At 47.1% G+C, this 11,838-nt stretch carries 13 protein-coding genes; 3 read left to right on the plus strand and 10 right to left on the minus strand.

Annotated features, from left to right (window positions below; all coding sequences use genetic code 11):
• Positions 1–78 precede the first annotated feature (78 nt).
• The 4 genes from minE to ACLGGO_RS33410 all read right to left on the minus strand — a co-directional run bounded on the left by minE (position 79) and on the right by ACLGGO_RS33410 (position 2,641).
• Positions 79–372, minus strand: a complete 294-nt coding sequence (gene minE / locus ACLGGO_RS33395) for a cell division topological specificity factor MinE (protein WP_446422548.1) — start codon at positions 370–372, stop codon at positions 79–81.
• A gap of 86 nt (positions 373–458) precedes the next feature.
• Positions 459–1,256: a septum site-determining protein MinD gene (gene minD, locus ACLGGO_RS33400; protein WP_446334461.1), complete on the minus strand. Its 798-nt coding sequence runs from the start codon at positions 1,254–1,256 to the stop codon at positions 459–461.
• Positions 1,253–2,038 carry a septum site-determining protein MinC gene (gene minC, locus ACLGGO_RS33405; protein ID WP_446334460.1) on the minus strand — a complete coding sequence of 262 codons (786 nt, stop codon included), beginning with the start codon at positions 2,036–2,038 and terminating at the stop codon, positions 1,253–1,255. The genes minD and minC overlap by 4 nt, the downstream gene beginning before the upstream one ends.
• A 363-nt stretch (positions 2,039–2,401) precedes the next feature.
• Positions 2,402–2,641: a hypothetical protein gene (locus ACLGGO_RS33410; RefSeq protein ID WP_446368477.1), complete on the minus strand. Its 240-nt coding sequence runs from the start codon at positions 2,639–2,641 to the stop codon at positions 2,402–2,404.
• Between the two features lie 569 nt (positions 2,642–3,210).
• Here ACLGGO_RS33410 and sds point away from each other — a divergent pair.
• On the plus strand, positions 3,211–4,182 hold the full coding sequence (gene sds / locus ACLGGO_RS33415; protein WP_446334458.1) for a solanesyl diphosphate synthase: 972 nt from the start codon (positions 3,211–3,213) through the stop codon (positions 4,180–4,182).
• 304 nt (positions 4,183–4,486) lie between these two features.
• On the opposite strand, the gene ACLGGO_RS33420 is transcribed toward sds, so the two are convergent.
• From ACLGGO_RS33420 to ACLGGO_RS33430, 3 genes are read right to left on the minus strand one after another with little or no spacing between them, the layout of a single operon-like run.
• Positions 4,487–4,636 (minus strand): hypothetical protein, encoded by a 150-nt coding sequence (locus ACLGGO_RS33420; RefSeq protein ID WP_446334457.1) that lies wholly within the window; start codon positions 4,634–4,636, stop codon positions 4,487–4,489.
• Positions 4,620–5,378, minus strand: a complete 759-nt coding sequence (gene cysE, locus ACLGGO_RS33425) for a serine O-acetyltransferase (RefSeq protein WP_446422549.1) — start codon at positions 5,376–5,378, stop codon at positions 4,620–4,622. Before cysE ends, ACLGGO_RS33420 begins: the two co-directional genes overlap by 17 nt.
• A gap of 56 nt (positions 5,379–5,434) precedes the next feature.
• Complete coding sequence (locus ACLGGO_RS33430) at positions 5,435–5,905, minus strand: hypothetical protein (protein WP_446334455.1); 471 nt, start codon at positions 5,903–5,905, stop codon at positions 5,435–5,437.
• 449 nt (positions 5,906–6,354) lie between these two features.
• On the opposite strand from ACLGGO_RS33430, the gene ACLGGO_RS33435 reads away from it, so the two are divergent.
• The gene (locus tag ACLGGO_RS33435; RefSeq protein ID WP_446334454.1) at positions 6,355–6,573 is read left to right on the plus strand and encodes a hypothetical protein; all 219 of its coding nucleotides are present in this window, start codon (positions 6,355–6,357) and stop codon (positions 6,571–6,573) included.
• 314 nt (positions 6,574–6,887) lie between these two features.
• Positions 6,888–7,178, plus strand: a complete 291-nt coding sequence (locus tag ACLGGO_RS33440; RefSeq protein WP_446422550.1) for an RNA recognition motif domain-containing protein — start codon at positions 6,888–6,890, stop codon at positions 7,176–7,178.
• 119 nt (positions 7,179–7,297) lie between these two features.
• On the opposite strand, the gene ACLGGO_RS33445 is transcribed toward ACLGGO_RS33440, so the two are convergent.
• The 3 genes from ACLGGO_RS33445 to ACLGGO_RS33455 form a co-directional block, all read right to left on the minus strand.
• Positions 7,298–8,380, minus strand: coding sequence for an ATP-dependent 6-phosphofructokinase (locus ACLGGO_RS33445; protein WP_446334453.1), 1,083 nt, complete (start codon positions 8,378–8,380; stop codon positions 7,298–7,300).
• 316 nt (positions 8,381–8,696) lie between these two features.
• Entirely contained in the window at positions 8,697–9,563 is an 867-nt protein-coding gene (locus ACLGGO_RS33450) for a calcium-binding protein (protein ID WP_446422551.1), read from the minus strand.
• A gap of 73 nt (positions 9,564–9,636) precedes the next feature.
• Positions 9,637–11,670 carry a glycosyltransferase gene (locus ACLGGO_RS33455; protein WP_446422552.1) on the minus strand — a complete coding sequence of 678 codons (2,034 nt, stop codon included), beginning with the start codon at positions 11,668–11,670 and terminating at the stop codon, positions 9,637–9,639.
• Positions 11,671–11,838 lie beyond the last annotated feature (168 nt).

Consider the following 11,838-nt stretch of genomic DNA (forward strand, 5'->3'; position numbering starts at 1 on the left):
GCTAGTTATTAACTGGGGGCGCAAACTGAAAAATAAGGGTAATGCTCTTATCACAGTTTAAATGCATGACAGCTTACCTTAATCAACAGATTGTAAGGGAGGTTCTTCTTCCTTAACTCTGCGGATGGGAAGATTGGCAATTAATGCTGTTGCCCGTTGGTTACTTTCTAGGGTAAACTCCAAACCCTCTTGATCAATCTCCACATAACGAGACACAACTTCTAAAATTTCCTGACGCATCGACTCAATCATCTGTGGACTGAGATCGGCGCGATCGTGGGCAATCACCAGTTGTAGGCGGCGTTTGACTTCCGCGCGACTGTTACTGGCACTTGTCCAGGGAAAAAGTCGTTCTAGAAGTTCGCTAATCATGGGGTTTTGCATCCGTGGTGAGTGAGGAGTGATGAGTGATGAGTTGGGTTAATTGATTATCAACACTCAAAATTTAACTAACTAATTTAACTGCGGAACAAGCGACGGATACGGTTAATCAGGGTGTCATGTTCCGCCATCAAATCAAGAAAGGGAACTTTGTCTCCTTCCAAACGCCGAGCGATATTGTGAATGGCGATACCGGGGAGCGTGAGGTTTTCTGCTAGGGCTAAGGGTTCGCCCCGATTACTGGAAACAATCACGCGCTCATCATCAGGAATGACGCCAATTAAAGGAATTGCCAGAAGCTCTTGGACATCTTGAACAGACATCATTTGATCCGCTTGCACCATGGCGGGTTTAAGACGGTTAACAATCAGGAAGATACGCTTAATCCCTTGAGCTTCTAGTAAACCCACAACGCGATCAGCATCTCGCACCGCCGCAATTTCTGGCGTTGTCACGATTAACGCCTCCGACGCCGCCACAATCGCGTTACGGAATCCCATTTCGATTCCGGCTGGAGAGTCCACTAAGATGTAGTCATACTTCTGGGATAACACAGCAATGAGTTTTTTCATTTGCTCGGGGCTAACCGCTTCCTTGTTCCGGCTTTGGGCAGCAGGAAGCAGAACCAATCCCTCTTGGCGCTTATCTTTTACCAATGCTTGCTCTAAGCGACATTGCCCTGCGAATACTTCAATGGCGGTATAAACCACCCGATTTTCTAGCCCTAGGAGCAAATCTAAGTTTCTTAGACCAAAATCGGCATCAATGAGTGCCACCTGACGACCTAATTTAGCGATCGCCACGCCTAAATTCGCCGTAACCGTTGTTTTACCCACCCCTCCTTTGCCAGAGGTGATCACTATAATACGACTCATGAATTTAACAATAACTGGGTCTTAGCAAAATCAGCAGCTCTAGCAATACGAATACCTTGGGGTGTGACATACGCCACCTCTGGATAAAACTCAATCGGTGGCGTCTCCGGTGCCCTAGCCACAGCATCCGCGATCCGGAGTTGGGTTGGTTCCATTTTCAGAGCCATAATCCGACAGGAGCGATTGCCATCAGCTCCCGCATGAGCTACCCCACGTAGACGTCCCCAGATGAAGATGTCTCCGGCTGCAATCACTGTACCACCCGGATTTAGGTCTCCCAGTATAACAATAGTACCAGGATGGCGAATTTCCACGCCCGATCGCACGGTCATTTGTAAGTATAGGGGTTCAGTTAACTCCTGAATGGGTTCAGGGGTTTGATGGAGAGAATAGTTAGCTGATTGTTGCTCAATACAATACCCGGCTGTCGCCGCAGCAACGGCTGTTTGTCGTCGGCTGGTGTGTACCCGCGAAATTCGTAGTCCCACGTCGTTCAATACATCCGCGATCGCTTGTAACTTCAGTCCATCCAATAGTTGGTCACCTGCCATCAGATGTACTGTAGCTGGCATTGACCAGAAGCGATCGCCTCCATGCCAGCGATGCTTAAACTGTTGCCACATATCAGACCAATTGGCATCGGACATATCTTCCACTGAGGGTAAGACAAGCTGTAGCCCTTCCTTGGTCTGTTTCAGGCGGACTTGAGATTGGCAATCCACTGCCATGTTGCTCTCGGCAACCGTTGACATAGATAATAGTTGGTCAGAATCTGAAGTCATGCAACTACAGGCTTTCTTTTGATGCAAACAATCTAAACTAAACGACATCGTACCTTAAGCGCAAGTCTCAGCCAAGCTTGTGACGCATCCTGGCTCTCGCATCAAAGATTATAGAGCGGGGCTTCTCGCCGAGCTAGCTAAAATCCAAAATCTAAACAGGGATACTCACATGCCATAATCTAATCAGAAATCAAAAATTTATGATTTAGCTTAATAAATAATAATAAGAATTATTTGAATGGGGGGTGAGAGAGACTTGGCTAAACATCAACCTGTCAGAGTCAAAGGTTTCCACCAATTCTCTCCGGATAAGAAAGCTCCCCCGCTGTTCGGGTCTGAACCCTGTATGAGTGGTATGAAAGGTCAACTTAGTGGTGGACTACTCACTTCTTGAACCGTTGAAGCTGGTGATTGTTCTTCATCCGTTGTAGATGTAGCATTTGATGCCAGACCCACTGAAGTAGCATAAACGTCACTAAAAGAGTTAGCTAGGTAGTGCGAACTCTTTTTTGTGCGTTGAGCTGCCATTAACAGCAAGTAAATCGCGACCAAATAAACAGTTGCCAGAACAGGAATAATCAAAGGCATATCAGTGTAAATCATAGTGTGGACGAACAGCAAAGTCATGTAAGATTCCATAGAAACTGATGCAACGGTACTAGCCCACCGGCAGTGGAATAAATCCTGCCACCAGGAACTCTGGGGAAAACTTCCCCAGCTTGTTCAGTTGCTTCACTATTACTGGCGGTGATATGTACAAGCCTTGATCCAACTCAGTTGGATGAAGCTCGACAGGTTTCCTAGCGGAAAGCTCCTGTTTATGTAAAATAGAGGACGACACTTAGTCAAAACACCAAGCCGTCATCCAAAACCTTGAGGCTATCTCTGCCTACCTAACGGCACCTTAACCTAAAGGTAAGGAAGCGAGTTGTCCCTACCACCTCGGAGTCAATCAGTCGATTAATCTTTTGAAACCCTTAATATTTAGCTTAACATAACAGTTCCAGGGAATTCCAGGAATTTTCTTATCAACTTAATAAGTCGATACAATTCCTGGAAGTCCCCCCAGACATGTTATTGGTCAAACAGATTTCCCTACTTGGGACGCTTCGCTTAAAATTAAGGAAAGAATATGTAAACTTTCGTAACCTAATTTCTGAGTCGCCCAATCCATGACCTCAGTGACTTCCCTTTTTGCCCCTGTTGAAGCAGACCTCCATCTGCTGACCGAGAACTTAAAGAACTTAGTGGGTGCCCGCCACCCTATCCTCTATGCCGCAGCAGAACACCTATTTGGGGCTGGGGGCAAGCGGGTAAGACCAGCCATTGTCCTATTGATTGCGCGAGCGACGGTGCTGGATTCCGACATTACCCCCCGTCATCGCCGTCTAGCGGAAATTACCGAAATGATTCATACCGCGTCTCTGGTTCATGATGATGTCGTGGATGAATCATCAGTCCGTCGTAATGTCCCCACGGTTAATAGTTTGTTCAATAACCGCATCGCGGTACTGGCGGGAGATTTTTTGTTTGGTCAATCCGCTTGGTATCTGGCTAATCTCAACAACTTAGAGGTAGTCAAGTTGCTCTCCGAAGTGATTAAGGATATGGCGGAGGGAGAAATTCAGCAGGGACTGACCCGATTTGAGGCGAGTACCACCATTGAAACCTATCTAGAAAAGACCTACAAGAAAACGGCATCCCTGATGGCCAACAGTTCCAAGTCAGCCGGACTCTTGAGTGGCGTCTCAGCTGAGTTTGCCGAAAATCTGTACCGCTATGGAAATCATCTAGGGTTAGCCTTTCAGATTGTTGATGATATCCTGGATTTCACCGCATCCACAGAAGTGTTGGGCAAGCCGGCGGGTTCTGATTTGAGCAGCGGGAATCTAACTGCTCCCGTCTTATACGCGATGGAAGAAAAACCCTACTTAGAGGTATTGATTGAGCGAGAGTTTGCTCAACCGGATGACATTAGCCAAGCCTTGGCATTAGTTATGGAGAGTCGGGGTATTGAGCGATCGCGTGAACTGGCGGCTTACCATGCTCGCCTCGCCTTAGAAAACCTAGCGCCACTAAAACCGTCGCCAGCTACGACAGCTTTAGTCGAGCTAACTGATTATGTACTGAGTCGAATGTACTAATCAAAGGGAACTCGTGAACTACCTACACCAAACTAACGCTATGGTGTAGGCTTCGCGTCTCATTCACCGAAGCCGCTATACCCGAAAGCATGTTGGTCTTACGAGCGCGTCTCTGGTTGGAATGCAACCTTTGTCTCCTCAATGGGAGAACCCGCGCAGCCGCCCTTCCAAGGCAGAATGAAAGTTTTTGCCGCTTGGTTTTCGCGGTTTGCGGCTAGAATTCTAGCCTATTCTGTTTACTATAACATATCCAAGTAATTGATAGTAAAGTCTCTTAAGCATAAGTTTATAAAAACAAGTTTTGTCACAAGGCGCGATTCATCTCGCCGCCAAATCGTAGATTATGGCGGGAGACTTCTGGCACAATCAAGTTCACGGGGAATAGGCAACAGGGACTATCCAATTCAAAGCCTATCAGATGAATTCTGGTATTTCCTTTAAATTCCAGCTCCATCCAAAAATTGCTGAATCGCTTTATCCCGAAGTTGGCAGCTACCCGCCGTAGTCACTGAAACCTGCTCAGCATCTAGATCGTGCCAATTCTGCATCGGTGTCGATGATTGCTTTTCGCTTAACTGTGCCAACTTTTGTTCCAGGGCTTCTATCCGATCTACTAATGATCGAATCACAGTGGCTTCGGAATCGGGCAAACTACCATGTTCTAGGGGATTAACTCGCACTCCAGAACGATAAACAATTCGACCTGGGATACCAACAACCGTACAATCAGACGGAACATCGCGCAAAACGACTGAACCTGCACCAATACGGACATTGTTGCCGATTTGAATGTTGCCGAGAACCTTAGCACCCGCACCAACAACTACATTTTCTCCTAAGGTGGGATGGCGTTTGCCACATTCTTTCCCCGTACCCCCTAGGGTGACGCCTTGATAAATAAGACAGTAATTACCAACAATTGCCGTCTCACCAATGACAACACCCATGCCATGATCAATGAAGACACCTTGACCAATTTGAGCGCCGGGATGGATCTCAATACCCGTCAAGCTGCGAGAAAACTGAGAAATAAAACGAGGGATGAACGGAATCCCCATAGTATGCAACCAATGGCAGAGGCGGTGAAACAGGAGTGCCTGTAGACCGGGGTAGCATAATAAAACCTCGAGCCAGTTGCGAGCAGCGGGGTCGCGATCAAAGATGATGCGGAAGTCAGCTAAAAACGTGGATAGCACAAGCGAGTTAAGACAAACAAACGTAAACAACTCATTGACTATCTTATCGTTCTTGGCTACTCTCGCACAGTCAGGGTATAGTTCCAGGCTTGATTGGGATTGATGGTTCCCACCCAAACTTTATACTCTCCTGCCTCAAAGTTTGAGCTGGTTACGCTAGCATCTTTACTTGTGCCTGTATCATCACCGCACAACTTAAAGCCCTTGGGTCCAGTAATCAAGAGGGTTGTGTCTTGACCGCCACTATCAACAGCGATCTGGAGCTGATTAAAATTTGCTTGTAAGTTTATGATGTGATCGGGAGTTTCTTCGGCGTAACCTAAACATGGATTATTTTCGCGATCGCGGTTCACTAGCGACGGCAATGAAAATGAACCCCCTGTCGTACCTATCGCCGCTCCTGACGCTGAGGAAAATCCGGGTGATAAGGTTAACCTGCCAAAATTGGCTGACTGGGATAAAACGGGTGTAGCCGTTAGGGCTATCACCATGGCTATTAATGCTTGAGAACCCTTGCGCCGTAACATACCTTCACTCTCCTGGAAACACTGTTAACGTCTTTCCCTATCCCCCTTGAGTACCAGTTGATGAGACTGTCTACTCTTGTTCTATCTGATTTCCCGCTTCTATATAGTTTAAGAGGTGACACCTTGGCATCTGCCACACTCGTTTGACTCTGGAGGTACTGTGCCTTTAATTATCTTGATTTCGCTGCTGCTGATTATGAGTTGGCTATTTTCAGAGGTTCTCATCTTGTTTCCGGTGGATATCTTAAATTCATTGAAACCGTTCACCTCATTAACCCTGATTGTTGCCTTACTCGTTTTTTTGTGGTGCTTTGGCGAGTGAAATGTAAGATAATGGTAATGCCACTTTGCCTAAAGCTTGGGTGTGTAAGTCTTGGCAGATAGAGCGTTGGCTTTTGTCCATGCCATCCCCAAACAAACTTATCGTTGACCAGAGGAGAATTTCACAGATGTTTCTTGATGAACTCACCCCTATCGTTAAAGAATTGTTCCAACAGCCTGTAGCCTTCTTAGGCGGATTTTGTTCGGGAGTGTTTCGACTCAATCTTTCAGATGACCCCGTTAAAAGTTGGCTTAATCAGCAAACTGGCTCAACCAGCTATACAACCACTCCTACAGGAAGTGACAATGGCAGGACGAGCGGACCTCAATCTATCTCGATTGAATAGAACTTCGATGGCTTGAGACTCTTACCCCGCTCAAATGCTTTCATCTGTAGGGTCGCTATAGCGGTTGACCCGCGATCGCACAGATCTTTATGTAAGCTAGATAACCGACCAGAAACCCATTTCTGGGTTATCATTAACGATATCTATAAGTTCAGTTCTACCTTTGGTGAGATTTTTGTTGGGCAGCTACATTCATAGTTGATTACCCTGGAAATTAACCACGGATTATCAGACAAGACTTTAAGCAGCCTGCATTTTCGAGTTTTCGTCTGTGGCTCTGAACTTTTGTATTTCGTTCAGCCTTATCGATTCAAATGACCATTTACATAGGAAACCTGTCTTACCAAGCAACCGTTGACGACTTAAAAACAGTATTTGCTGATTACGGCACTGTCAAACGAGTCGTATTACCCACAGATCGGGAAACAGGTCGATTTCGAGGCTTTGCGTTTGTCGAGATGACAGACGAAGCTCAGGAATACTCTGCTATTTCCCAACTCGACGGTGCAGAGTGGATGGGACGCCAGCTCAGAGTTAATAAAGCCAGACCCCGTGATAATAGTCGTGGTGGAGCGCGTCGCCATACTGCAAGTAATGCGTGGTAGAGCGAAAGCGAAACCTATTTAACGTTCTTTGAATGTACACTTTAAGGGACATCAAGCCTGATTTAGTCTTGTGTCCCTTTTCTTATCTTGCCGCTACAACCTCAGAACTTCAAGGGTGATTAATCTCCTAGACAAATTCCCAAACCTCTGGCGGTTTTCACCAGAGTTCCCTGGGCATCCACGGCTTGGTATTGACTGATCGCGTCTACAATCGGTACGCTGACAACCTGTCGATTCTGCCAGGTGACCATCTTATCGTAGTCATGCTCAGCAATTAAATCTACCGCTGCTACACCGAAAGCCGAGGCGGTGAGGCGATCTAAGGGTGAGGGAGTCCCACCTCGCTGGGTATGTCCCAACACCGTTACTCGTGTTTCTGCACCACTTAAGGCGCTAATTCGCTCCGCTAAATAATGACCCACCCCGCCATAGCGACATTCGCCAAAACTAAGGGTATTCTGCACCACTTCCCCGGATTCCGTGGGAACGGCTTCGGAAACTATGGCTACACTATAGTTTTTTCCCTGTTGTTTGCGCTGTTGGATTTGCTGGCAGATTCGTTCTAGAGTATAGGGGATTTCCGGAATTAGAATAATATCAGCACCCCCCGCAATTCCGGCACTAATCGCAATATGACCCGCATCGCGTCCCATAACTTCAAGAATCATCACCCGATCATGGCTGGCGGCGGTAAACTGTAAGCGGTCTAGGGCTTCGGTGGCAATATTTACCGCTGTATCAAATCCGATGGAGCGCTCGGTAATCCCTACATCATTATCAATGGTTTTGGGAATCCCCACCAAATTTATCCCCCCAACTTCAGCTAGTTTCCGCAAAATCGCCAAACTGCCATCACCGCCAATGCCAATCAGGGCATCGAGTCCTAACTCATGATACCCTTCAATAATTTCCGAGGAGCGATCGCGCACGGTACCATCGGACATGGGAAATGCAAAGGGGTTTCCTTTATTCGTCGTTCCCAAAATCGTTCCGGCGAGGGTTAGCGCCGTATCCACTTGCTGAGGTTCAAGGCGAGCTGCTTGGGGAGGACGTTGCATCAACCCTTGGGTAGCGCGATAAATGCCCCAAACCTCCCAATTATACGTTCCCACCGCTCGGTGAACCACCGCTCGAATCGCCGCATTTAACCCTGCACAATCCCCACCACTGGTGAGAATACCAATCCGTTTGTGTTCTGCCATACTACTATCGTTCGGTTCGTTGAATCGGTTTATCCTGATTGTAGAGACGTAGCAGGCTACGTCTCTACAACAGACATGGCACGTTTATCATAATGTAGGGGCGCACCGACGTGCACCCATAGCGATCGCGCCGGATGTTCGTAGTAAGGGCTAAAGCCCTTTCCCCCATCAGCTTAACTACGCCTAATTCATCGCCCAAACTAGCTTAACAGGGCACGGCACTGCCGTGCCCCTACAATTAATTCGTAAATTCTATGATTTCTTTGGTGCAGGTTGGCAAATGTCCTAATCGATGTGTCTACTGCTATACACAACTTCAACTCACTGCCAAACCCACCCGTTCTCCAATCAGTCTGACAAATGCTGAGCCAAAGTGCTGAATCTCCAAAAAATTTGCCTGGTTGGGTGACGGTTTGTAAATCCGAAATGTTTTCATAATTCCCAACGTTGCTGCACTTTCCAGGGGACTAATGAAGCGGGTGTCGCGATCTAAGAAATGGGGCTGGCTCACCCAAGAGTCCATCTGATTTGCATTTAAAAAGTAGCAGCCAGAATGAGGATTCAGGGCGCGATGAAAGGTGATCGGCATTCCCATAATTTTCCCGTTAATTTTGGGTTTTTCCTGTACAGTCTGAAAGGGTGCGGTTACCTTTGGCGCTAAATCCCCATCAATGTAAGCTTTGGTGGTTAATGTGTGAGTGGAGACTTCATAACGATTCGGTTGCAGCACGCTTAAGTCTCCCGCTTGTTGAGTAAACCAGTTTAATTTGACAAAAAACCAGGGGTCGTGGAGGATCAGATCATCTTCCAGATAACAGTAATAATCATAGTCACCCAGACAATCCCGTAAGACGGCTTGGCACTCAAAGCCTAGCAGCATGGGTTCGGCTTGAGTGGGGTGGTGCTTGTAGAAATGTTCGGGTAGGGGGAGGCGATTTAAAAGATGCTTCGTTTGAGTCGTACAAATAATTATATCGAGTTCGTAAGCGTGAGGCTGGTTCGCTGGGATGGCTTTTCGTTGAGCGATGTTGATAATATCTTGAGATTTACTAAATAGCTGATGTAAGGAGGCAATGCTTTGATTTAAGGCTTGGATACGGGGTTGGGCATCTTGTCCTTGGGAAGCGTGCCGACTCTTGCTGTCTGGATTAAAAAAGTGGGCAATGGTAACTAGAATTCGCATAAGTTATTGTCAGTTGTCCTTTGTCGAATGAATCATGGTACGGCATTAAGGGGGGGCGGTGTCTACTCTTTTTTTAGGCTCCTTTTTTGAGATAGGAGGTATGTTCAGTGTCTAAACTCGGTGATGAATTAATTAGGTTTAAACGCACAGAAGATTCTGGATTTGAGGGTTGAAGTTGTTCGTTTAACCAGGCGGTGAACTTTTCATCGAGTAATTTTTGGCGCATGGGTTGATCCAGTTGAGCCGGTAGAAATTTTTCGACTCGCACAATCAGCCACCACTCTCCTAGGCGAGTTGGAGGTAATAGCTGCCCCGGTTGGCTGATGCTGAGGAGTTTGGCGAGTTGGGGATGGGGTACATTGAGAGTAACTGGACCGATTAAGCCACCGGTTTTCGCCTCTGCACCTTGGGAATAGTGGCGAGCAAGTTCAGCAAAGGATTGTTCACTTTCTTGCAGGCGGAAATAAAGTTCCTGTGCTACTGCCTTGTCTCGATAGCGAATCAGGGAATAAATTACTCGATCCAATTGCTGTTTTTGTTTCAGAAAGTAGGATTCTAATTTGTTGCCCCAAGTGGCTTGTTTGAATTTATCGATTCTTAATTTCCGGGTTGCTAACTCTATAAGTTGCTGTTCGGTTATGCCTTGCTGCTGCAACCAAGCTTGATATTCTGATTCTGATAGTAACTGATGCTGTTTGTAGAAGTCTTGGCAGCACTGGGTTGCTTCGGCTTCCGTACAGCGAAAGGGCGCGATCGCATCGTCGATGATCAGTTCTTGTTCGAGCTTGGGTAGGAGTTGGTATTGATTCAGTCGGCAAATCAAGTCCTGATGAGTTAGGGTGCGGTTGCCAATTTGCACCGTCTCTGTTACTGTGATTTTACTCGTTGACTCGTTTTCGGGTTGGGTTAATCGTGGCTCTAATTTGATTCCTTCCCGGAAATAAACCAGGTTAGTTTTATCCCCTTGTTGCTGTATCCATTGCAGGTGCTGGGGAAGTAACTGGGATAAGTTGTAGTGCTGTTGAATGGTTTCCCTGGCTTTTGCTCGGATTGCCGACATCTGCTCAGGATGGTTCAAGGCTTCCTCTAGGCGATCGCAAATTTCCTGGGGTGAAAAAAAGTCGGCTAATAACCCGTTGACTCCCTCTTGGATTACTTCCGTTACTGGCGCGGTTCTCGAACCCACGAGTAAGCACCCTGCTGATAGTGCCTCCAGCATAGACCAGGATAACACAAAGGGACGGGTGAGATAGACATGGGCGGAGGAAGCTTGCAGAACTTGTCGGTATTCAGGGTAAGGTAGCCAGCCGGTAAAATGGATTCTATCCTGATCTAGGGCAAATTTCTCCAACATTAACTCTTTATAGGTTTGACCATCCGGCAGCGTTTTGCCATAAGCCACCCGATTTTCCCCAACAATCACCAGATGACAGTCTCTTCGACGCTCTTGGAGTAAGGCAACGGCTTCCATAAACTGGGGAAACCCTCGGTAAGGTTCCATCCCCCTTGCCACATAGGTGACCAGTTCGTTAACCTGAGATAAATCTAGATTAATCCGAGGTAGCACCAGTTTGGCGCCCGGTTTAGGGCAGAAGAATTCCGTGTCAATGCCATCATGGAGTACCGTCAGCTTCGAGCGATACTCCGGTGGAAACTGCTGATGTTGCCAATAGGTCGGACAAAGCCCGCGATCGCAACTATATAAATCTATCAAAATCGGCGCATTCTTCAACCGAATCCGGGCTTCATCGTCAGCCGTCAGGGGTTCCCTCGGATCAAAGTCAGCATCAGAACCATGGGCGTGGTAAAACCACTCAAAATAGCCGAGTAATTGAGCCGTTGGGAAACTATCCTTAATAAATAGGGTTGGACCCCAACCTGAATGACCATACACAACATCTGGCACAAACCCCCGACGCTTCAGTTGCTCTGCCAACCGATAAACCGCCTGCCCTTGCAGCGCTGCACTTTCCAAGGGGCGGACATAATGATGGGTTTCCTGTCGAGCCTCACGGGATGGGCGATAGACTGCCTTCTGGACACCCGGTAAGCCCCCTTGAGGACGAGTTGTGCCAAACACCACTTGATGACGGCTATCTTTAGCCAAAGCCGCCGCTACATGACGAAACTGGGATTGGTATTCAGTACCGTGGCGATGAGTTCGCCGGTTTCCGCTACTTTAATTAAGGTATGACTACCTGGACTTTAGACTACGAGGAATTAACTCAGCTATAAACCCAAGCTGAAACAGAAGAAAAATTAGTGGATAAAAGAG

The sequence above is a fragment of the Coleofasciculus sp. genome, from assembly GCF_046565525.1.
Classification (GTDB): domain Bacteria; phylum Cyanobacteriota; class Cyanobacteriia; order Cyanobacteriales; family Coleofasciculaceae; genus Coleofasciculus.